This window comes from Thalassobaculum sp., assembly GCF_040219215.1.
Taxonomy (GTDB): Bacteria; Pseudomonadota; Alphaproteobacteria; order Thalassobaculales; family Thalassobaculaceae; genus Thalassobaculum_A.
On record NZ_JAVJSX010000008.1, the window covers coordinates 399,717 to 421,243 of the forward strand.

Annotated in this window: 23 protein-coding genes; 13 read left to right on the top strand and 10 right to left on the bottom strand. The window is 67.4% G+C overall.

Annotated features, from left to right (window positions below; all coding sequences use genetic code 11):
* Positions 1–139: 139 nt before the first annotated feature.
* The gene (locus RIC54_RS07350; protein ID WP_350086124.1) at positions 140–1,072 is read left to right on the top strand and encodes a 2-hydroxyacid dehydrogenase; all 933 of its coding nucleotides are present in this window, start codon (positions 140–142) and stop codon (positions 1,070–1,072) included.
* Positions 1,073–1,085: 13 nt separating this feature from the next.
* Complete coding sequence (locus RIC54_RS07355) at positions 1,086–2,018, top strand: 2-hydroxyacid dehydrogenase (RefSeq protein WP_350086127.1); 933 nt, start codon at positions 1,086–1,088, stop codon at positions 2,016–2,018.
* Between the two features lie 12 nt (positions 2,019–2,030).
* Here the strand turns inward: RIC54_RS07355 and RIC54_RS07360 are convergent, their stop codons facing one another.
* Together RIC54_RS07360 and RIC54_RS07365 are read right to left on the bottom strand one after the other, a co-directional pair.
* Positions 2,031–2,816 (bottom strand): inositol monophosphatase family protein, encoded by a 786-nt coding sequence (locus RIC54_RS07360; RefSeq protein ID WP_350086130.1) that lies wholly within the window; start codon positions 2,814–2,816, stop codon positions 2,031–2,033.
* A gap of 21 nt (positions 2,817–2,837) precedes the next feature.
* Complete coding sequence (locus RIC54_RS07365; RefSeq protein ID WP_350086133.1) at positions 2,838–3,443, bottom strand: c-type cytochrome; 606 nt, start codon at positions 3,441–3,443, stop codon at positions 2,838–2,840.
* A gap of 200 nt (positions 3,444–3,643) precedes the next feature.
* Here RIC54_RS07365 and RIC54_RS07370 point away from each other — a divergent pair, with 200 nt between their 5' ends.
* Both RIC54_RS07370 and RIC54_RS07375 read left to right on the top strand, forming a co-directional pair.
* Positions 3,644–4,393, top strand: a complete 750-nt coding sequence (locus RIC54_RS07370) for a 3-deoxy-manno-octulosonate cytidylyltransferase (protein WP_350086135.1) — start codon at positions 3,644–3,646, stop codon at positions 4,391–4,393.
* Between the two features lie 22 nt (positions 4,394–4,415).
* A complete protein-coding gene (locus RIC54_RS07375; protein WP_350086138.1) occupies positions 4,416–5,282 on the top strand; it encodes a prephenate dehydratase in 867 nt (288 codons plus the stop codon).
* 8 nt (positions 5,283–5,290) lie between these two features.
* Here the strand turns inward: RIC54_RS07375 and RIC54_RS07380 are convergent, their stop codons facing one another.
* From RIC54_RS07380 to tldD, 7 genes are all read right to left on the bottom strand, one after another.
* Complete coding sequence (locus tag RIC54_RS07380) at positions 5,291–5,884, bottom strand: cysteine hydrolase family protein (RefSeq protein ID WP_350086141.1); 594 nt, start codon at positions 5,882–5,884, stop codon at positions 5,291–5,293.
* Between the two features lie 14 nt (positions 5,885–5,898).
* Positions 5,899–6,978 carry an SDR family oxidoreductase gene (locus tag RIC54_RS07385; RefSeq protein ID WP_350086144.1) on the bottom strand — a complete coding sequence of 360 codons (1,080 nt, stop codon included), beginning with the start codon at positions 6,976–6,978 and terminating at the stop codon, positions 5,899–5,901.
* 23 nt (positions 6,979–7,001) lie between these two features.
* Positions 7,002–7,994, bottom strand: a complete 993-nt coding sequence (gene nudC / locus RIC54_RS07390; protein WP_350086147.1) for an NAD(+) diphosphatase — start codon at positions 7,992–7,994, stop codon at positions 7,002–7,004.
* 109 nt (positions 7,995–8,103) lie between these two features.
* Positions 8,104–8,727, bottom strand: a complete 624-nt coding sequence (locus RIC54_RS07395; protein WP_350086150.1) for a DJ-1/PfpI family protein — start codon at positions 8,725–8,727, stop codon at positions 8,104–8,106.
* An 83-nt stretch (positions 8,728–8,810) separates the two neighbouring features.
* Complete coding sequence (locus RIC54_RS07400) at positions 8,811–10,268, bottom strand: methyl-accepting chemotaxis protein (RefSeq protein WP_350086153.1); 1,458 nt, start codon at positions 10,266–10,268, stop codon at positions 8,811–8,813.
* A complete protein-coding gene (locus tag RIC54_RS07405; protein ID WP_350086156.1) occupies positions 10,265–10,633 on the bottom strand; it encodes a hypothetical protein in 369 nt (122 codons plus the stop codon). The genes RIC54_RS07400 and RIC54_RS07405 overlap by 4 nt, the downstream gene beginning before the upstream one ends.
* A gap of 85 nt (positions 10,634–10,718) precedes the next feature.
* Positions 10,719–12,152: a metalloprotease TldD gene (gene tldD / locus RIC54_RS07410; protein ID WP_350086159.1), complete on the bottom strand. Its 1,434-nt coding sequence runs from the start codon at positions 12,150–12,152 to the stop codon at positions 10,719–10,721.
* A 277-nt stretch (positions 12,153–12,429) separates the two neighbouring features.
* Between tldD and coxB the strand changes: the two genes are divergently transcribed.
* From coxB to RIC54_RS07455, 9 genes are all read left to right on the top strand, one after another.
* Entirely contained in the window at positions 12,430–13,281 is an 852-nt protein-coding gene (gene coxB, locus RIC54_RS07415; protein WP_350086162.1) for a cytochrome c oxidase subunit II, read from the top strand.
* A 20-nt stretch (positions 13,282–13,301) separates the two neighbouring features.
* Positions 13,302–14,912, top strand: coding sequence for a cytochrome c oxidase subunit I (ctaD, locus tag RIC54_RS07420; RefSeq protein ID WP_350150899.1), 1,611 nt, complete (start codon positions 13,302–13,304; stop codon positions 14,910–14,912).
* Positions 14,913–14,933: 21 nt separating this feature from the next.
* Complete coding sequence (locus tag RIC54_RS07425) at positions 14,934–15,863, top strand: heme o synthase (protein ID WP_502990171.1); 930 nt, start codon at positions 14,934–14,936, stop codon at positions 15,861–15,863.
* Between the two features lie 5 nt (positions 15,864–15,868).
* Positions 15,869–16,006: a cytochrome c oxidase system small membrane protein gene (locus RIC54_RS07430; protein ID WP_350086168.1), complete on the top strand. Its 138-nt coding sequence runs from the start codon at positions 15,869–15,871 to the stop codon at positions 16,004–16,006.
* Positions 16,003–16,638, top strand: a complete 636-nt coding sequence (locus RIC54_RS07435) for a cytochrome c oxidase assembly protein (RefSeq protein WP_350150901.1) — start codon at positions 16,003–16,005, stop codon at positions 16,636–16,638. The genes RIC54_RS07430 and RIC54_RS07435 overlap by 4 nt, the downstream gene beginning before the upstream one ends.
* A gap of 66 nt (positions 16,639–16,704) precedes the next feature.
* Positions 16,705–17,490, top strand: coding sequence for a cytochrome c oxidase subunit 3 (locus RIC54_RS07440; RefSeq protein WP_350086178.1), 786 nt, complete (start codon positions 16,705–16,707; stop codon positions 17,488–17,490).
* 43 nt (positions 17,491–17,533) lie between these two features.
* Positions 17,534–17,893, top strand: coding sequence for a DUF983 domain-containing protein (locus RIC54_RS07445; RefSeq protein WP_350086181.1), 360 nt, complete (start codon positions 17,534–17,536; stop codon positions 17,891–17,893).
* A 94-nt stretch (positions 17,894–17,987) separates the two neighbouring features.
* Positions 17,988–18,710 carry an SURF1 family protein gene (locus RIC54_RS07450; RefSeq protein WP_350086184.1) on the top strand — a complete coding sequence of 241 codons (723 nt, stop codon included), beginning with the start codon at positions 17,988–17,990 and terminating at the stop codon, positions 18,708–18,710.
* Positions 18,707–20,209, top strand: coding sequence for a carboxypeptidase M32 (locus RIC54_RS07455; RefSeq protein WP_350086187.1), 1,503 nt, complete (start codon positions 18,707–18,709; stop codon positions 20,207–20,209). Before RIC54_RS07450 ends, RIC54_RS07455 begins: the two co-directional genes overlap by 4 nt.
* A gap of 18 nt (positions 20,210–20,227) precedes the next feature.
* Here the strand turns inward: RIC54_RS07455 and fabF are convergent, their stop codons facing one another.
* Positions 20,228–21,496: a beta-ketoacyl-ACP synthase II gene (fabF, locus tag RIC54_RS07460; protein WP_502989651.1), complete on the bottom strand. Its 1,269-nt coding sequence runs from the start codon at positions 21,494–21,496 to the stop codon at positions 20,228–20,230.
* Positions 21,497–21,527 lie beyond the last annotated feature (31 nt).

The following is a 21,527-nucleotide window of genomic DNA, read 5'->3' on the forward strand; positions in this document are numbered from 1 at the left end:
AGAACGCTATGCCGGTTCTGCACGGTCGGAAAGCAGCCGGATCTCGGTCGCGATACTCTGCACTGCAAGCGTCGACATTGGCGGACCACCGCCATATGGTCAGCCACCGTTTGCCACCGTGTCACCCACCGAGAGTCCCATGCCGGCTGTCCTTTTCCGATCCCCGAACGATTCCGCCGAAGCCTGGCGCCAGTCGCTCACCGAGCGGATTCCCGGTGTCGATTTCCGGGCCTGGCCGGACGTCGGCGACCCGGCCGAGATCGGCTTCGCCCTGGTCTGGAAGGTGCCGCCGCTGTTCCTGAAGCAGTTCCCGAACCTCAAGGCGATCTGCTCTCTCGGTCAGGGGGTCGATCACATCTTCGCCGATCCGGAGTTGCCGCGCGGTCCGCACATCATCCGACTGGTCGACCCGTGGATGGGGCGGGCGATGGCCGAGTGGGTGCTCCTGCAGGTGCTGCGCTTCCATCGGCAGGGTATCGAGTACGAGGCATTTCAGCGAGCGCGGGACTGGCAGCAGTTGCCGGCACCCGAAACCTCGAAGCGGCGAATCGGCATCCTCGGCCTCGGCGCGCTCGGCGCGGAGGCGGCGACCACCGTCGCCGCCCTCGGGTTCGACGTTGCCGGCTGGTCGCGCACCCGCAAATCGATCCCGAACGTCACCAGCTATGCCGGCCCCGAGGAGTTGGATGCGTTCCTGGCCCGTACCGACATCCTGTGCGGATTGCTGCCGCTGACCCCTGAAACAACCGACCTGATGGACGCCCGGCTGTTCGCCAAGCTGCCGAAGGGGGCGTTCGTGGTGAACTCCGGCCGTGGCGCGCAACTGGTCGAAGAGGATCTGCTGGCAGCTCTTGATTCCGGTCACATCGCCGGGGCATCGCTCGACGTGTTCCGCACCGAGCCGCTGCCGAGGGAGCACGCCTTCTGGGGGCACCCGAAGGTCCAGGTCTGGCCGCACGTGTCGGCGCAGACCAACGCCGACAGCGGCGCCGACCAGGTGGCCGAGAACATCCGCCGGGTGTTTGCCGGCGAGCCGCCGATCAACGCGGTAGACCCCGACCGCCAGTACTGATCGGACGACACCGATGGGCGTCATCCTGGTTCATGTGGCGAACGCCGATCCGTCGACCTGGGTCGACGAGCTGAAGCGACAGGCGCCGCATCTCGATGCGCGCGGCCTGGACGGGATCGACGATCCCGGTTCGGTCGAGGTTGCGATCACCTGGAAACTGCCGCACGGCCTGTACCGGACCTACCCGAACCTTGCGCTGATCCAGTCGGTGGCCGCCGGCGTCGATCACATCCTGGCCGACCCCCAGCGACCGACGCAGGTGCCGGTGGCGCGGGTGGTCGACCCGTGGATGGCGCGCTCCATGGTTCATCAGGTCACGCTGGCGGTGCTGCGCTGGCATCGCCGGATGGATTGGGTGGAAAGCCTGCGCTCCGATGCGGCGTGGCCGCACGACGTGATCTTCGACGCCGATGCGGTGCGGGTCGGGGTACTGGGGCTCGGCAACCTTGGACAGGCGGTGGCCCGGGCGATGCAGGGCCTCGGCTTCGAGGCGGCCGGCTGGTCGCGGTCGCCGAAGGCGATCGAGGGGCTGCGATGCCATCATGGCCCGGACGGGCTGCGCGAACTGGCGGCGTGGTCGAGCGTCCTGGTCTGCCTGCTGCCGCTGACGACCCAGACCGACGGGATCCTGAACGCCGGGTTGTTCGATCGCATGCCGATGGGCTCGCTGCTGGTCAATGTCGGCCGTGGCGGGCATCTGGTCGAGGCGGACCTGATTGCGGCCCTCGATTCCGGTCGGCTGGCCGCGGCCGCGCTGGATGTGTTCCGCACCGAGCCGCTGCCGGCCGGTCACGCGTTCTGGTCGGACCGCCGGATCTACGTGACGCCGCACATCGCCAGCGAGGTCAACCCGGTCACCGCCACCCGCGTGTTCGTGGAGAACATCCGCCGGATTCGCGCCGGGGAGCCGCCGGTCGGCCTGATCGACCCATCCAAGGGCTATTGAGCGCGACCGTCGTCAGCCCTGCAGGCGCTGCAGCGCTTCGGCGTGCAGTTCCGGGGTGCGTGCGGCGATCACCTTGGTGGTCGAGCCGAGCATCACCGGGTTGCCGTCCCAGTCGGTGACCAGCCCACCGGCGCCGGCGATCACGGCGGCCGGGGCCAGGTAGTCGTAGTCCTGCAGGTTCGATTCGACCACCAGGTCGATGGTGCCGAGCGCCACCAGCCCGTAGTTGTGACAATCGCCGCCATAGACCGTCAGGTTGACCTCGGCGCGCAGCCGCTCATACGCCGTCATTTCCCAGCCATCGAACATGTGCGGCGACGTGATCGCCATGGTCGCCTGGGCCAGGGTGCGCGGCGGCATCGGCGTGACCGGCTGGCCGTTCAGGGTGGTCGGACGGGTCGGACCGCCGATCCAGCGTTCGCCGAGGATCGGGCAGTCGATGACGCCGAGCAGCGGGGCGCGGCGCTCCAACAGGCCGATCAGCGGACCGAAGGTCGGCCGGCCGGTGATGAATGCCTTGGTGCCGTCGATCGGATCGAGCGACCAGACATAGTCTGCGTCGGGCGCCTTCAGGCCGAACTCCTCGCCGGCGATGCCGTGGTCCGGCCAGCGAGCCTCGATCATCTCGCGCAGCCGCTTCTCCACGGTGCGGTCGGCGATCGTGACCGGACTCTCGTCGGCCTTGGTGTCGACCGACAGGCCGGTTCGGAAATAACGTCGGATGATCGGGCCGGCAGCATCCGCCAGATCGGCGGCGAACGCGGCGAGCTCCTCGATATCAGGACGAGCGGCGGTCACGCCGGGCCTCGTGGCGCGACTTCAGCCGCCAGCCTTGGCCTTCTCGTAGGCATCCTGGGCAGCCTTCGCCTCTTCCGGCGACGGCAGCGGGGCCGGGCTGTCCGCCATCGAGCGCAGATAGGCGATCAGGTCGGCACGGTCGCTGGCCTTCTTGATGCCGGCGAAGTTCATCTTGGTGCCCTTGATGTAGTCCGTCGGCTTGTGCAGGAAGTTGTTCAGCGAGGTGTAGGTCCACTCCTTCGGGTCGGAGAACGACTTCAACGCGTCGGAGTAGTTGAAGCCGTCATGCGAACCCTTGGGGCTGTTGACGACACCGAACAGGTTCGGTCCGACCTTGTTGGCGCCGCCCTTGTCGAAGGTGTGACAGGCGGCGCACTTCTTGGCACCCTTTTCACCGGCTGCGACGTCGGCGCTGGCCAGCATCGCCAGGATCGGCTCGACCGGTTCGGGGCCGGTGTCCTTGGTGCTGGCGCTGGCCATGCCTTCCGGGACTTCGATCTTGTAGACGTTCTCCGTCAACGTATTCGGATGAACCACGAAGTCGGCGACCTTGCTGGTCACCATCGCAAAAATTCCGGCGGCCAGAATACCGGCCAGGATCTTGTTGCCCTCGAGCGACGTCGACATGCCTCGAACCCTTCTCGTCCCGATACGGCCGTGCCCCCCAGGCGCGACGCCGGTACCATACCGATGGCCTCCGGTGCTGTCCACGCGCGGCCGACCCACGTTATCCGGCAAATAGCCTGTAGTCGTGCGCTTGCGCAACCGTGCGCGCAGGGCGTAAGAGGGCCGGCTCACGCGGCATAACGCCGCAAACGGGGCCGACGATGAAGCCGATCGTGTTGATTCCCGCCCGCATGGCGTCGTCACGCCTGCCGGGCAAGCCGCTGGCCGACATTCACGGCGAGCCGATGATCGTCCAGGTGTGGCGCCGCGCGCTGGAGGCCGATGCCGGCCGTGTCGTGGTCGCCGCCGGCGAGGCGGAGATCGTGGACGCGGTGACGGCGGCCGGCGGTGAGGCGGTGCTGACCGCTCCCGGGCACCCGTCGGGCACCGACCGGATCCACGAGGCGTTGGGGGCCGTCGATCCCGATGGCGTTCACGACATCATCGTCAACGTGCAGGGCGACCTGCCGGTACTGGAGCCAAAGACCGTGCGCGCGGCGATCGAGGCGCTGGTGCGGATCCCCGATGCCGCGATGGGAACCGTGACCTGCCCGATCGAAACTCCCGACGACCTGCCGGCAACCAGCGGCGTCAACAAGGTGGTGGCGGCCTGGGAGCCGGACGGCCGATTCGGTCGCGCCCTTTACTTCAGCCGCACGGCAGTGCCGTGGGGCGAGGGCGAGGTGTTTCATCACATCGGCATCTACACCTACCGCCGCGCCGCGCTGGAGCGTTTCGTAGCGTTGCCGCCGTCGCCGCTGGAACTGCGCGAGCGGCTGGAGCAGCTGCGCGCCCTGGAGGCCGGTATGCGAATCGAAGTCGGGCGTGTCGACACCGTGCCGCTCGGCGTCGATACTCCGGCCCAGCTTGAGCAGGCGCGCCGCCTGCTTGCCCCCGTCCATCCAGAATGAACCGGTCCGGAGACCCCGTCGCATGAGCCGCAAGCAGACCGTCGCTTATCAGGGAATGGCCGGGGCATACTCGCACCTCGCCTGCTCGAACGCGCTTCCCGACCACGAGCCGGTGCCCTGCTACAGCTTCGAGGACATGCTGGCGGCGGTGCAGGAAGGCGAGGCCGACAAGGCGATGGTGCCCGTCGAGAACTCGGTGGCCGGCCGTGTCGCGGACATCCACCACCTGCTGCCGGAATCCGGCCTGTACATTGTCGGCGAGTACTTCCAGCGCGTGAACCATATGCTGCTGGGGCTGCCCGGCGCGACGGTCGAGGACCTGCGCGAAGTCCGTGCGCATCCCCAGAGCCTGGCCCAGTGCCGCAAGCTGATCGGCCGTCTCAAGCTGAAGCGCGTCAACCACGCCGACAACGCCGGCGCCGCGCACGAGGTGGCGGCGCTGGGCGACCGAAGCGTGGCGGCGATCGCCTCGGCCATGGCGGCGAAGGTCTACGGTCTCGACATCCTGCAGGACTCGATCGAGGACGCGGCGCATAACACCACCCGGTTCCTGGTGATGGCACGCCAGGGGGTGATGCCGCCGGCTGCCAACGGCCCCTGCATCACCACCATGGTGTTCCAGGTGCGCAGCGTCCCGGCCGCTCTCTACAAGGCGCTCGGCGGCTTCGCGACCAACGGGATCAACCTGACCAAGCTGGAGAGCTACATCATCGACGGCTCGTTCTCGGCGGCGCAGTTCTACATCGACGCCGAGGGGCACGTTGACGAGACCGGTATGCAGCATGCCCTCGACGAATTGCGGTTCTTCTGCCCGGATGGTGCCGTCCGGATCCTGGGCACCTACCCGGCGTCGCCGTTCCGTCTGGGCGTTGCCGAGCCGAACGGCTAGGCCGGCTGTCAGCCGCTGATTTCGGCCAGGATCTCGTCGACCGTGGCGATGTCGGCCAGCAGCCGCATGGCGTTCAGGGCGGCCTCGTGCTGTTCACGGGTCGCGGTCGAGCAGGCGTCGGACGCCACCGTGACCTCATAGCCGATGTCGGCGGCGTGCCGGACCGTGCTCTCGACCGTGTAGGCGGTGGACACCCCGCAGCAGATCAACCGGCGCGGCCGGTAGGCGAACAGGATCTCGTCCAGGTTGGAGCCGTAGAACCCGTTGTTGCGGGTGTGGGTGACCACCTTCTCGCCGCCGACCGGGCCCAGTCCGTCGATGAACTCGACACCCCAGGTGCCCTCGGCCCAGGCACCCAGTTCGACCCACTGCCGGAAGATGAAGTTGTTCTGGATCACCGTGCCCATGTCGGCCGGGACGGCGAGGCGGATGTGCACGATCGGGACACCCGCCGGGCGGGCGCCGGCGAACAGCCGCTTGGCGTTCTCCAGTCGCTCCCACCGCCAGGCGCTGTCGGGGCCGATGCCGATCTTGATCTTGCCGTCCGGATGGCAGTTCTCGTTCTGGAAATGGCTGGCCAGGATCACGGTGTCGGTGGTCATGGGAGAGTTCCTCGTTACGGCACGATCTTGAGGCGGCGCAGTTCAGCAAGGCGGTCGACGATCACCGCCTCCGAATCCGCAAACGCCAGGAAGCCGGCGCGGCGGCATTTCAGCGTATCGGCCATGACGTCATGGCCGGTGTGGAAGACGTAGTCGGCGAACGGCCAGGAGACCAGGGTGTCGAGGCGGTTCGGCTCCAGGCCGTGCCGGGCGACCAGACCGTCCCATTCGGCGCCTGCATCGGCCATCGTCTCGGCAAGGCGGGTGGGCCGGGGGTCGGCGGATTCCAGGTCGAGGACTGACCCTATCGCCGGCCACAAGTGGCGCCAGCGGAAGAAATCGCCGTTGGTGATGTTGAAGATCTCGCCCGCCGCGCGTGGCTCCGAGCCGGCCCATTCGATCGCCCGGGCCAGCAGGCCGGCGTCGGTCGCCTGATACACCGAGTCGAACGCCGCTGGCGATCCGGGGAAGTACAGCGGCTGGCCGCGTGCCCGGCAGAACGCCGCGTGGACCGCCAGCACCGCCGCCAGATTGAGCGGAGACCGCCGCGCCGGCCCGATCACCACGTGCGGGCGCAATGCGGTCCAGGACCAGCCGCGCGACGCGGCCCGCGCGGTCAGGGCGTCTTCCTGATCGTAGTAGAAGTGCCGTTGCGGGATGCGCGGGTCGCTCTCCCGGGCCGGCGTCTTGAACGGCCCGAGATGGCTGCCATAGGCCTTCATGCCCTGCAGCAGGGTGACATGGCGCAACGACGGGCAATGCCGTTCCGCGAAGCCCAGCGCCGCCTCGAACAACCGCGCGTTGGGTTCGTTCTGAGCTTGCCAGCCGGGCGCATCGACATAGGCGCAGTAGACCAGATGGGTCACCCCCGTCAGTGTCTGGTCCGCGCTCGCAGCAGAGGGATCGTTCAGGTCGACCGGAACGGTGGTGACGTTCGGTGCTGATGTCGGTTCGGGCCGCCGTGCCGCCGCAATGACGCCTACGTTGTCACGTCCGGCTAGATGCCGGACCAGCGCACTCCCGATCACGCCGCTGGCGCCGATCACCAGGACCGTAGTACCGGCCGGATACCGGGCGATTTCAGGGTCGTCCATCGCCGATCCTCCGGTTGGACCGATCAGGTGGTGCGGACCGGATAGGCGCTGGCGACCCGGTCGACCGCTTCCGCCAGATCGGGGCGCACGCTCTCGACCCAGTCCTGGACCAGACGGCGCGCGATCGAATCGCGGCGTGGCAGGAAATTGCCCCGGCTCTCGAACGCCGCCAGATCCTCGGCGGTGTACCACTGGGCGTCTCCGAGTTCCTCGTCGTTGCGCACGATGTCGAACGACTTGGCCTCGGCGTGGAAGCCGAGCATCAGCGAGGACGGGAACGGCCACGGCTGTGAGGAATGGTACTGGACCTTGCGGACGTGGATGCCGCTCTCCTCCCAGACCTCGCGGGCGACGGCCTCTTCCAGGGTCTCGCCGGGTTCCACGAACCCCGCGAGGGTGGAGTACATGCCGTCGGGCCAGATCTTCTGGCGGCCGAGCAGGCAACGCTCGCCATCGTGTACCAGCATGATCACCGCCGGGTCGGTGCGCGGGAAATGCGGCGCACGGCAGGATTCGTTGGTGCAGCTGCGCTGGTGGCCGCCCTTCACGCTCTTGGTCGGATGCCCGCACACACCGCAGAACCGGTGGCGCTGGTGCCACCACAGCAGGCCGCGGGCATAGGCCAGCAGGGAGCCTTCGAAGCGCTCCAGCAGCGGGCCGATGCGGCGCAGATCGGTGAACGCGCCGGGTGTCTGGAGAATGCCCGGAATGTCGATTTCGTCGAGCGGCGACAGGTCGAGTGCCACGTGCGCGATCCCGCCCATCTCACCCAGAAACGCGATCGATTCGGCGTGCGTGACCAGATGCCGATGCTCGGCCGCCTGAAGGATTGCGGCGCGCGGTGCCGCGTCGGCAACCTCGATCACGAACGACCGGGTGCGCCACACCAGCACCAGCCGGGTGTCGGGCCGTGCCAGCAGTTCATCCAGCCAGCCCTCCCGCTCGCGGATATGGGCGGAGCGGTCAAGCCCTCCGAACCCGTAGAAGTTCGGGCGCTTCTCGATCAGGTCGGTCACGGGCGGCTCTGCTGGGTTCTTGCGGGGATCGGTCGATATGACGCAGCGAGTGTACACCGCCAAGCCCCGGGGGCAATTGGCGGCTGCCTTCAGGCGGTCGCTTTCCCGGCTACGCCGCCGCCGTCACCCCAAGCGACGCCGGGTCGGCGGCGCGTGCCCGGCTGATCAGCGTCTCGGTGTATTCCGCAGCCTCGCCGACCGGTACCACATAATCGAGGGCACGCCTGGTCTCGGCCTCGCCCACCAGTCTCAGCATGAGCCAGGTCGCGAGGTACTGGGCGGACAGGCAGCCGCCCGCCGTCGCCACGTTGCCGGTCACCAGCAGGGTTTCCTGGACGACCTTGAGTTCCAGCGCCTCGATCCACGGCCGGGTCTTGTTGTCGGTGCAGACCGGCAGGCCGGTCAGGATGCCAAGCTTCGCCAGGATCAGCGCGCCCGAGCATTGCGAGGCAACCAACTGGCGCATCGGATCGAGAGTAAGGCTGCCCAGGAACGCCGGATCGGCGGCGAACTCCCGGGTCTGCCGGCCGCTGCCGACCAGGACCGCGTCCGCCCGTGCCGCGTCGGCCAGCGTGCCCGATATGCCGGTCGCGACCCCGTTCAGGGAGACGGCCTGCGGGCTGGGTCCGGCCAAGAACGCCGTCACTCCGTCGGCTCGGTTCAGCAGGTGCAGGGCCAGGAAACTGTCGAGCTCGTTGAAGCCCGGCAGGGTCAGGATGGCGACAGCAGGCATGCACTTTCCTCCTCAAGCCGGAGCAAGCGACGGTTGCTGTTGCCGTTCTTAGGCGCCTTGACCGACTGTCGGCAAGGGTGACGTCAGGCCGCCCGGACCTTGCTCAGGAAGCCGGACATTTCCTGGCGCAGCCGCTCGGCGTGCCGGGTGAGGTCCTCGCTGGCACGCCGGACGTCGTCCGCGGCGTGGCCGCTTTCACGGGTATCCGATGCCACCTCGGAAATCGCCTCGGCGGCCTCGCCGCTGCTGGTGGCCAACTGCCGGACCTCGTCGGCGATCTGCCGGGTCACGCCGGTCTGCTGCTCGATCGCTTCGGCAATCGCCCGGGCCACATCGTCGATCTGGCCAATCGACTGGGCGATGTCGCGGATGGCGGCGACAGCGCCCTTCGACTCGTTCTGGATCGACTCGAGCTCCTCGGCGATCCGGTGGGTCGCCGTGGCGGTCTGGGTCGACAGGGATTTGACTTCGGAGGCCACGACCGCAAAGCCCTTGCCGGCATCGCCGGCGCGGGCCGCTTCGATGGTGGCGTTCAGCGCCAGCAGGTTGGTCTGCTCGGCGATGTTGCTGATGAGGGTCAGGACATCGCCGATCCGGTTGATCGCCTCGGCGAGGCCGGCGACGGTCGCGTCGGTCTTCTGGGCACGGTCCACCGCCTCGCGGGTGATTTCTCCGGACGCGGTCACCTGCTGGTTGATGTCCTCGATGGCGGTGCGAAGGCTTTCGACGGCGGTCTGGGTTCCCCGTGCCCGCTCGGTCGATTCGCGGGTGCTGGCCGCGACCGCCTCCGAACGGTCGCCGACCCGTCCGGTCGAGGCGGTCAGGTCGGTGGATGTGCGGCTGAGTTCCTCGGCGGCGTTGGCGACGGTCTCCGAGATGCTGCCGATCGAGGCTTCGAGCGCGGTCGCGGTGTCACGCAATGCCGCCTCGCGTTCCTCCGCGCCGCGGCGCTCCTGGTCCTGCTGGCGTGCCAGCATTGCCGATCGCTCGGCCTGGGCTGCCTCGGCTTCCATGCGGGCTTTCGCGGACTGCTCAAAGGCCGTCGCGACCTGGTAGGTCAGCCAGATCAGCACCGCGGCTTCGACGACCACGATCACGGCGTGCAGGATCACCCGGAACAGATCAGAGCCGTCCGGGAAGATCGCGGCCGGAAGCAGGAAGTTCAATGACAGGTGATGCACCGCCACCACGACGGTGCCGACGACGATCGCGCGCCAGTCGGTCAAGCCCGCCAGGATCGCCAGGCACGCGAAGTAGTACATGTGCATGTCGATCTGCCAGGGATGCCCGGCGAACTGGAATACGATCACGGACACGGCGCCCATCAGTCCGGCGGCGATCGACAGGCGGGTCGCCTCGTCGTCGCGGCGCCAAACCGCCGAGGCGCCGACACCCAGGGCGATGATCGTCACTGTGGACAAGGGAAGCACCATGTCGCGGTCCAGCAGCAGGGCGACAGCCATCACCACCGGCACCTGGGCTGCCAGGAACCAGGCCAGTGCCACGGTCGCGCGCCGACGCAGGGAGAGAAGCTCGTTCATGACAGGGCCCTCGGTGCTTGGGGCAGGATCGGCGCCGTAAGGCAGCCGCTCGCCGCGATGGGATTGACGATCAGAATGGCGCCATGCTCGCGCAACCGTTCGGCCAGCCGGGGGCCGGTTGGCCGAACCACGAGGATCGTGCCGTTGATGCCTTCGCGGATGATCAGGCCACCGGCGCTGGCGACGGCTGCCGCAGACTGTTCGCGTTGCCACCAAGGAGGGAACACCGCGGCGACCGCGGAATCCGGGGAGAGTGGGGCCGCCAGCACACCGGCCGCGGCGACCATCAAGGTCAACGCGGCGATCGCCGACGGCAAGCCGTATGTCGATAATCTGCTTCGGCTCGGGCCGCTGCCGGCGGGCATGCTGTTCCATCCAACGCTAGTCTGGATGGAACTCATACAGTGGTATTCTTAAGGGCCGGTTAAGCGCCCGCGCTCGGGTTGATGATCAGGCCGCGGTGCCGCCAACCGTGATCCCGGCCATCTTCAGGGTCGGCTGGCCGACACCGACCGGCACGCCCTGGCCGTCCTTGCCGCACGTGCCGATGCCGTCGTCGAGCTTCGAGTCGTTGCCGATCATGGTGATCTTGGTCATGGCGTCCGGGCCGTTGCCGATCAGGGTCGCTCCCTTCACGGCCGGGCCGATCTTGCCGTTCTCCACCAGATAGGCCTCGTTCATCGAGAACACGAACTTGCCCGACGTGATGTCGACCTGGCCGCCGGCGAAGTTGACGGCGTACAGCCCCTTCTTGACCGACTGCAGGATCTCCTGCGGATCGGCCGAGCCCGAGGCCATGAAGGTGTTGGTCATGCGCGGCATCGGATGGTGCGCATAGCTTTCCCGCCGGCCGTTGCCGGTTGGCGCCATGCCCATCAGCCGGGCGTTCTGGCGGTCCTGCATGTAGCCGACCAGGATGCCGTCCTCGATCAGCACGGTGCGCGAGGTCGGCGTGCCTTCGTCGTCGACCGTCAGGGAGCCGCGGCGGTCGGGCAGGGTGCCGTCGTCGATGACGGTGACACCGGGCGCCGACACCCGTTGTCCGATCATGTCGCTGAACGTCGATGTCTTCTTGCGGTTGAAGTCGCCTTCCAGGCCGTGGCCGACCGCCTCGTGCAGCATCACCCCGGGCCAGCCCGGGCCGAGCACGACCTCCATCTCGCCGGCTGGCGCCGGGACCGCGTCCAAATTGACGAAGGCCACACGGATCGCCTCGTCAGCGGCGTGCTGCCACATCTCCGGGTCGATGAAGCGGTCGAACATCAGCCGCCCGCCGCAACCGTAGGAGCCGGATTCCATGCGGTCGCCGTCGCCGACCACCACCGAGACATTCAGCCGCACCAACGGCCGGACATCGCCGACCCGCTGGCCGCCGGCCCGCAGGATCTGCACCGCCTGCCAGGAGCCCGCCAGTGAAGCGGACACCTGGCGTACGCGCGGATCCTTGGCGCGGGCGTAGGCGTCGATCTCGGTCAGGACCTTGATCTTGGCCTCAGTGGTGATGCCCTGAAGCGGGTTGGCGTCCGAGTAGAGCAGCCGGTTGGTGCCGACCGGCCCCTCCGCCATGGTCCCCGACTGGCCGGCGTGAACCGCCCGCACGGTGTCGGCGGCTCGGCGGATAGCGTCTTCCGACAGTTCGGACGCATGGGCAAAGCCCCGCGCCTCCCCGGAAATGGCGCGTAAACCAAAGCCCTGGGCGGTGTTGAACGATGCGGTCCGCAGCCGGCCGTCGTCGAACGCCAGGCTCTCGCTCTGCCGGTACTCCAAGTACAATTCGCCGTCGTCGGCACCGGCAAGGGCGTCGTCGACGATCGCCTGTGTGCGCGTCGGATCAAGGCCGGCACGGGTGAAGAACAGCTCGTCGGTGATGGCGCGGTCGGTCACGGGGCGACTCCTGGTGTCGGCAAACACATGCGGGCGATGTCAGCGTGACATAGGCACGCCGGCGCTGGAAGTCGACCATGCGACGGGAAATCCGGCGCCGTCGTCCTGCGCGGCGGCGCGACCGAATGCCGCGTGAAGGCTGCTTGTCCAGGCTGGATCAGCGTTCTAGCTTGCCCGGACCCATGCCGCCTCGCGTTGCACAGAGCGTGCGTTGGTGTCATAACCAAGCCCGCCGCGGGGGCGCGGCGAGAGCAACGACAACGGGAACGACCGACTGATGGATCGGATCCTCGGATTTGCTGCGTCTCTGGCGCGGCGCATCGGGTGGGCGGCAGCGACGCTGGCCGTGACGACGACGGTGGCTTGGGCGGATCGGCCCAGGGAATGGCAGCTTGGCTTTCAGGATGGGGTCACTCCGACGTTCCACCAGCTGAACGAGCTGCACAACTGGCTGCTGGTGATCATCACCCTGATCACGGTGTTCGTGCTCGGGCTGCTGGTCTACGTGTGCGTGAGGTTCCGGGCCAGCCGGAACCCGGTGCCGTCGAAGACCACGCATCACACCTGGCTGGAAGTGACCTGGACCGTTGTGCCGGTGCTGATTCTGGTACTGATCGCGATTCCGTCGTTCCAGTTGCTGTACTACGCCGACCGGGCGGTCGATCCGGACATGACCGTCAAGGTCCAGGCGCACCAGTGGTACTGGAGCTACGAGTATCTGGACCAGCAGGTGGCGTTCGACAGCAACATTATCCCCGAGGCCGACCTCAAGGACGGCCAGCTGCGTTTGCTGGAAGTGGACAACCGTCTGGTTGTTCCGGTCGGCAAGAAGGTTCAGGTGCTGATCACGTCGTCCGATGTGATGCATTCTTTCTTCATGCCGTCGTTCGGCGTGCAGCTGTACAGCACCCCTGGCCGGACCAACGAGACCTGGTTCCAGGTTGACAAGGCTGGCGTCTACTACGGCCAGTGCAACCAGATCTGTGGACTCAATCACGCCTACATGCCGATCGTGGTCGAGGCGATGGAGCCGGCGGCGTATGAAGCCTGGCTGGTCGAGGCCAAGACCAAGTTCGCGATGGATGACGGTGCCGCCAGCCCCCGGCTGGCCGCGCTGGCGTCCCGGTAATTCGAGGGGAGACTGACACGATGAGCAGCGCTGATCACGCCCACTGCCACGACGATCACTGCGCGCCGACCAGCTTCGTGCGCCGCTGGCTCTATTCCACGAACCACAAGGACATCGGTACGCTGTACCTGATCTTTGCGGTGATTGCCGGCCTGATCGGCGGTGCGATCTCGATCTTCATGCGCATGGAACTGCACAGCCCCGGCCTGCAGTTCATGACCGACGGCAACGTCTGGAACGTCTATGTGACGGCCCATGGCCTGATCATGGTGTTCTTCGTGGTCATGCCGGCGCTGATCGGCGGATTCGGCAACTGGTTCGTGCCGATCATGATCGGCGCGCCGGACATGGCGTTCCCGCGGATGAACAACATCTCGTTCTGGCTGCTGGTCCCGGCGTTCCTGTGCCTGCTGCTGTCGATGTTCGTCGAGGGCACGGGCGGCGCTAACGGCGCCGGGGTGGGTTGGACGATCTATCCGCCGCTGTCGGGCAAGCTCGGCACCCCCGGCATGGCGATGGACCTTGCGATCTTCTCGCTGCACCTCGCCGGTGCCGGCTCGATTCTCGGTGCCGCGAACTTCATCACGACCATCTTCAACATGCGCGCGCCGGGCATGACCCTGCACAAGATGCCGCTGTTCGTGTGGTCGATGCTTGTGACCGCGTTCCTGCTGCTGCTGGCGCTGCCGGTGCTGGCCGGTGCGATCACCATGCTGCTCACCGACCGCAATTTCGGCACGGCGTTCTTTGATCCGGCCGGCGGCGGCGATCCGATCCTGTTCCTGCACCTGTTCTGGTTCTTCGGGCATCCCGAGGTCTACATCATGATCCTGCCGGCGTTCGGGATCGTCAGCCAGGTGGTGAGCACGTTCTCGAAGAAGCCGGTGTTCGGCTATCTCGGGATGGCCTACGCCATGGTCGCGATCGGCGTGGTCGGCTTCGTGGTGTGGGCGCACCACATGTACACCGTGGGCATGGACGTCGACACGCGGGCCTACTTCACCGCGGCCACGATGGTCATCGCGGTGCCGACCGGCATCAAGATCTTCTCGTGGATCGCCACCATGTGGGGCGGTTCGATCGAGTTCCGCCTGCCGATGCTGTGGGCGATCGGCCTGATCTTCCTGTTCACGGTGGGCGGTGTGACTGGCGTCGTGCTGGCCAATGCCGGCGTGGATCTGGCGCTGCACAACACCTACTACGTGATCGCGCACTTCCACTACGTGCTGTCGCTCGGTGCGGTGTTCGGCATCTTCTGCGGGATCTACTACTGGTTCTCGAAGATGACCGGCTACGAGTACAACAGCCGCCTGGCCCGGTTGCATTTCTGGGTGACGTTCATCGGCGTCAACCTGACGTTCTTCCCGATGCACTTCCTCGGCCTGGCCGGCATGCCGCGGCGCTACATCGACTATCCCGATGCGCTTGCCGGGTGGAACGCGGTGGCCTCGATCGGCTCGTATATCGGCGGGATCGGCACCCTGATCTTCCTGGCGGTGGTGGTCGAAGCCTTCATGGCGAAGCGCAAGGCCGCGATGAACCCGTGGGGCGAGGGGGCGACGACGATGGAGTGGTCGGTTGCGTCGCCGCCGCCGTTCCATACCTTCGACGAGCTGCCCCGCGTCAAGTGATCCGTTGCTCGAGAGGCTAAGGTGACCGATACTTCCGCCGACATAGCGCGGATCGACGACACCGCCGAGGCCGCCCCGACCAGGGCGGCTTCGGTCGTCGATTACGTCGCGCTGCTGAAGCCGCGGGTGATGTCGCTGGTGGTGTTCACCGGTGCCGTCGGCCTGGCGGTGGCGCCGGGCCATCTCAACCCGGTGCTGGCGGTCATCGCGGTGCTGTGCATCGCGATCGGCGCCGGTGCGTCGGGTGCGATCAACATGTGGTACGACCGCGACATCGACGCGGTGATGGAACGGACCAGGGCGCGACCGATCCCGGCCGGGCGGATGAATCCCGACGAGGCCCTGTCCTTCGGTGTCGTGCTGGCCGGCTTCTCGGTCCTGGTCATGGGACTGGCGGTCAACTGGGCGGCCGCGATCCTGCTGGCCGTCACCATCGGCTTCTATGTGTTCATTTACACCATGTGGCTGAAGCGCCGTACGCCGCAGAACATCGTGATCGGCGGCGCTGCCGGCGCCTTTCCGCCGATGATCGGCTGGGCGGCGGTGACCGGCGACATCTCGGTCGCATCGATCGTGCTCTTCGCCATCATCTTCATGTGGACGCCTCCTCACTTCTGGGCGCTGGCGCTCTGGCGCTGCGGCGACTACGCCCGGGCCGGAGTTCCGATGCTGCCGGTGGTGGCCGGTGACCGCGAGACGCGGCGCCAGATCCTGATCTATGCCGTGCTGCTGGCACCGCTGGGCGTCGCGCCGTGGTTCCTGGGATTTGCCGGTCCCGGCTATGGCATTGCCGCAGCCGTGCTCGGCGCCCTGTTCGTCGTGTCGGCGGTGCGGGTTTGGCGCGGCGGCGAGGCCGACCACGGACCGGCCAAGCAGTTGTTCGGTTACTCGATCCTGTACCTGTTCGCCCTGTACGGCGCGCTTCTGATCGATTCATGGCTGGTGGGGTGAGAGCGATGGCCGACCCAGAACCGAAGCCGGACGCCAACGATCCCTGGGCATCGCGTCGCCGCAAGAATGTCGCCCTCCTGGCGGTGATCCTCTCGCTGGCCGCGCTGTTCTTCGTGATCACGATTCTGCGGATGGGGTCATGACCGATCGGCGCGACGAGGGGCTGGAGGTCCGGGTGCGGCGGACCCGCAATCTGCGCACCGTCGGCGTCCTGGCGAGTGTCGTCGTCGGCATGGTCGGGATGGCGTACGCGTCGGTCCCGCTGTACGAGATCTTCTGCCGGGTGACCGGGTTTGGCGGCACGACGCAGGTCGCAACCGGTGAGGCGGACCGGGTGCTCGACCGGGTGGTGACGGTGCGGTTCGACGCCAACGTCAATCCGGAGCTTCCCTGGACCTTCAGGCCGGTCCAGCAGACGATGCGGCTGAAGGTCGGCGAGACCAAGCTGGCGTTCTACGAGGCGATCAACAACAGCAACGAGACCGTGGTCGGCACGGCGGCGTTCAACGTCACGCCCGACAAGGCCGGCTTGTACTTCGACAAGATCGACTGTTTCTGCTTTACCGAGCAGGTGTTGCGGCCCGGTGAGTCGGTAGACATGCCGGTTTCGTTCTATCTGGATCCGGCGTTAGCCGATGATCGCAAAATGGACGGCGTGACCACCATCACCCTGTCCTATACATTTTTCCGTGCCCAGGATCAGTCCAAGGCGCGGCAGATTGCCGAGCTACCGGCGACCGCGGACAAGGCGGGCGCCGGCGGCGCGAAACAATGACGAACCACCAGGCAGACGCGGCTGGAGCCGCCCGCCGCTTGGGCAGCGCGTGAGACGAGGGGACCGATGGCACACGAACAGAAGCATCCTTACCACCTGGTCGAAGCGAGCCCATGGCCGTTCGTCGGCGCCGGCGCGGGTTTCCTGCTGGCGGCGGGTGGTGCGCTGTACATGCACGGCAAGCCGTTCGGTGGCGCGATGCTGATCGTCGGCCTCGGGCTCATGCTGATGACCATGTACTTCTGGTGGCGCGACGTGATCCGCGAGGCGCACTACCAGGGCCATCACACCCCGGTGGTGCAGATCGGTACCCGCTACGGGATGCTGCTGTTCATCACCTCGGAGGTGATGTTCTTTCTGGCGTTCTTCTGGGCGTTCTTCGACATGGCGCTGTACCCGCGCACCGGCGTGTGGCCGCCGGAGGGGATCGTACCGTTCGACGCCTTCGACCTGCCGCTGCTGAACACCCTGATCCTGCTGCTCTCCGGCACGACCGTAACCTGGGCGCACGCGGCGCTGCTGGAGAACGATCGCAAGAACCTGCTGCTGGGCCTGGGCATCACGATCCTGCTCGGCATCAGCTTCACCGCGCTGCAGGCGATCGAGTACAGCCATGCCGCCTTCGGGTTCACGGACGGCATTTATGCGTCGACCTTCTACATGGCGACCGGCTTTCACGGCTTCCATGTGATCGTCGGCACGATCTTCCTGATCGTGTGCTGGTGCCGTGCCTATACCGGCCACTTCACGCCGGAGCAGCATTTCGGCTTCGAGGCGGCGGCCTGGTACTGGCATTTCGTCGACGTGGTCTGGCTGTTCCTGTTCGTCTGCGTGTACTGGTGGGGAGCCTGATCGACCGTTCCATCCCTAGGGACGTTCGACCAGCGGCGGACCGATGAGCGACTCGTTCGGCCCGCCGTCACCCTTCATCACCGGTCTGCGCGGTCGCTGCCCACGGTGCGGGCTGGGGCGCTTGTTCGACGGCTACCTGTCGGTCCGCGAGACCTGCGAAGCCTGCGGCGCGACGCTGTTGGAACATGATACCGGCGACGGGCCCGCGGTGTTCGTCATCTTCATCTTGGGCGCGGTCATCGTCCCGCTCGCGCTGGCGGTGGAGGCGGCGTTCGGCCCGCCGATGTGGCTGCACGCGGTGCTGTGGAGCGTCGTGACCCTGGCAGGGACACTGGCGCTGCTGCGGCGCCTCAAGGGCGTGATGGTGGCGCTGCACTACCGCCACCGCGGCGCCGGCTCCTGACGGTCTTCGCGCCGGCCGCGACGATGCGGCGCTTGCCTTACACTGCCACACGGTCGATCTAGAGATCGCTTGTCCCCTTACCAGTCGAGGCACCATGCCGTTCCGCCCGCGACTTTGGCCGACCCTTTTCACCGTTCCAGCCGTGCTGATGATGCTTGGGCTGGGGACGTGGCAACTCGACCGGCTGGCCTGGAAGACCGCTCTGATCGACAGCTTCGAGAGCCGCGTCTCGGCACCACCGGTGCCGGCCCCGGCAGTCGTGGAGGATATGGAGGCGTGGCGCTTCCGGCACGTCCAGGCGACCGGGCGTTTCCTGAACGACAAGGAACTCCACCTCACCGGCCGTCCCTACGAGGGCACCGCCGGATTCCATGTCATCACGCCGTTCGTCACCGACGATGGCCTGACGGTCCTGGTGAACCGCGGCTGGGTGCCATCGGATCGCCGTCGTCCGGAGACCCGGCCGGGGTCGGTGCTCGATGGAACCGTGACGGTGAACGGGATCGTTCTCGAGGCCGGCCGCAAAGGCTACTTCGTGCCGGAGAACGAGCCGGGGCGGGAGATCTGGTTCACTGTCGAACCCGAGCAGATGGCCGCGCACCTGGGTATCGGCCCGGTTGCATCCTACTACATCGACGTGCTTCGGCCGCCGGGCCGCCCGACATCGCTGCCGATCGGCGCCATGGCGTCGATCCAGGTCCGCAACGAGCATCTGCAGTACGCCGTCACCTGGTTCCTGCTGGCCGGGACACTGCTGGTGATCTACGTCCTGTGGCACCGGCAGATGGACCGCAAGGAACCCGAGGACGCGGCATGAGCGTGTCGACGACGCCCGCCACCGATGCGCTCGAGGCATTGTCGCGCCGACTGTCGGCCGTCGAGGGCGCCATGGGCGTGCTGTCCTGGGACCGCATGGTGATGATGCCGCCGGGCGGCGGTGATGCCCGTGCCGAACAGGCGGCTACCCTCGGGGTGATCGCCCACGAATTGCTGACCGATCCGAAGGTCGAGGACCTGCTGGCCATTGCCGAAGGGGAATCGTCGACCGGTTGGCGGGCCGCCAATCTCCGCGAGCTGCGGCGCCGGCACGCCCACGCCACCGCCGTGCCGTCGTCGCTGGTCGAGGCGATGTCGCGGGCCAGCGCGAAGTCCGAGACGGCGTGGCGCGCCGCGCGTGCCGCTTCCGACTATGCCATGGTCCGCGAGCCGCTGGCCGAGGTCGTCCGCCTGACCCGGGAAACAGCCGCCGCCAAGGCCGCAGCTCTTGGCCTGGATCCATACGCGGCCCTGCTCGACCAGTACGAGCCCGGCGGTTCGGTGCCGCGGATCGAGGGGCTGTTCACCGAACTGGAGACGGCATTGCCGCCGATCCTCGAGGCCGTGCTGGAGCGCCAGGCGCGTGACGGCGATCCGGTGATGCCCGCCGGGCCGTTTCCGGTCACGCAGCAGCGGCTTCTCGCCCGCGAGATCATGACGACGCTGGGCTTCGACTTCGACCATGGCCGGCTGGACGAAACCCTCCACCCGTTCTGCGGTGGCGTGCCGGACGACGTGCGGGTCACCACCCGGTTCTCGGAGAACGGTTTCGTCTCCGGTGTGATGGGGGTGATCCACGAGACCGGCCATGCGCTGTACGAGCGCGGCCTGCCCGCCGAATGGCGCGGCCAGCCGGTCGGCGACGCCCGCGGCATGGTGCTGCATGAAAGCCAGTCGCTGCTGATGGAGATGCAGGCCTGCAGGTCACCGGCGTTCCTGGCGCATCTGTCCGGCAAGGCCAAGGCGGCCTTCGGCGGCGACGGTGCCGCGTGGGAGCCGGAGAACCTGCGGCGGATCTATACCAGGGTCGAGCGTGGGTTCATCCGGGTCGAGGCCGACGAGATCACCTATCCGTTGCATGTCATCCTGCGCACCCGGCTGGAACGGGCGCTGCTGTCAGGCGATCTGACGGTTGCCGAACTGCCCGCCGCCTGGAACGAGGGCATGCGGACGCTGCTGGGCGTGGCACCGCCCGACGATGCGCGTGGCTGCCTGCAAGACATCCACTGGTACGATGGCGCGATCGGCTACTTCCCGACCTACACCCTCGGCGCCCTGGCGGCGGCCCAATTGTTCGGCGCGGCAGTCGCAGCCGATCGCGGTATTCCCGAAGCGCTGGGCAGCGGCGACTTTACACGCCTGCTGGCCTGGCTGCGCCCGAATGTCCACGAACGTGCCAGTTCCGATACCACCGATGCGATCCTGGAAGCGGCGACCGGGGGTCCGCTGGGCACTGAGGCGTTCCTTGCGCACCTCAAGCGGCGGTATCTCGACGGGTAAGTTCGCGCGTGTGGTGATTCAGGCGTCCCACCGCCGGAAGATCAGCGTCGCGTTCACGCCGCCGAAGCCGAAGGCGTTGGACATCGCGTGGTCGACCCGGGCAGGCCGGCCAATCGGGCCGATCAGGTCGAGGCCGTCGGCCAGCGGGTCCGGCTCGGTCAGGTTCAGGGTCGGCGGCAGATTCCCGGTACGAAGCGCCTGGATCGAGAACACCGCCTCCAGCCCGCCGGCGGCCCCCAGCAAGTGTCCGGTTGCCGACTTGGTTGATGAAATCGCGACCGCCGCGCCGGTGCCGAACACTGTCCGGACCGCGGCGAGTTCCCCGGCGTCGCCGACCGGTGTCGACGTGGCGTGAGCGTTCAGGTAGCCGATAGCGGATGCGTCCAGCCCGGCGGCGTCTAGGGCGATCTGCATCGATCGCGCCGCACCTTCGCCATCGTCCGGGCCGGACGTCATGTGATAGGCGTCGGCGGTGGTGCCGTAGCCGACCAGTTCGGCGAGCGGCACCGCACCCCGGGCCAGCGCGTGTTCCAGTTCCTCGATGACGACGATCCCGGCACCTTCGCCCATGACGAAACCGTCACGCTGACGGTCGAACGGGCGCGAGGCTTCGGCCGGGCGATCGTTGAAGCCGCTGGACAAGGCTCGCGCGGCAGCGAAGCCGCCCAGGCTGACCGTGTCGATGCAGGCCTCCGCCCCGCCGCACACGGCAACGTCGACCTCGCCGGCGCGGATCATCCGGGCGCCATCGCCGATCGCCTGTGCGCTGGCGGCGCAGGCGGTGACCGGCGTGCCGAGCGGACCCTTGAAACCGTAAGCGATCGAGACCTGTCCGGCCGCAAGGTTGGCGAGGAACGACGGTACGATGAAGGGCGACAGGCGCTTGGTGCCGCGCTCGGCAACCACGCGGGCCGCCTCCATCATTGCCGGGAACCCTCCGACGCCGGAGGCGATCACGGTCGCGGTACGGTTCCGGCCGGCCGGGTCGTTCGGGAACCAGCCGGCCTGCTCGACCGCCTCCTTGGCGGCGACCATGGCGAACTGGATGAACCGGTCCATCTTCTTCAGGTCCTTGGGGACGATCGCGACCGTCGGATCGAATCCGGCAGGGTCATCGGTCTTGCCAGGCACCTGTCCGGCCACCCTTGCCGGCAGGTCGGCCGCGACCGCGTCGCTCAGGCGAGTCACGCCGGAGTGGCCCTGGACCAGACGTTTCCAGACCGGCTCGACCCCGACGCCGAGTGGCGCCACCACCCCGAGTCCGGTAACCACCACGCGTCGCATCATGCCTGCCTCCTGGTTGAGGATCGGTGTCAGG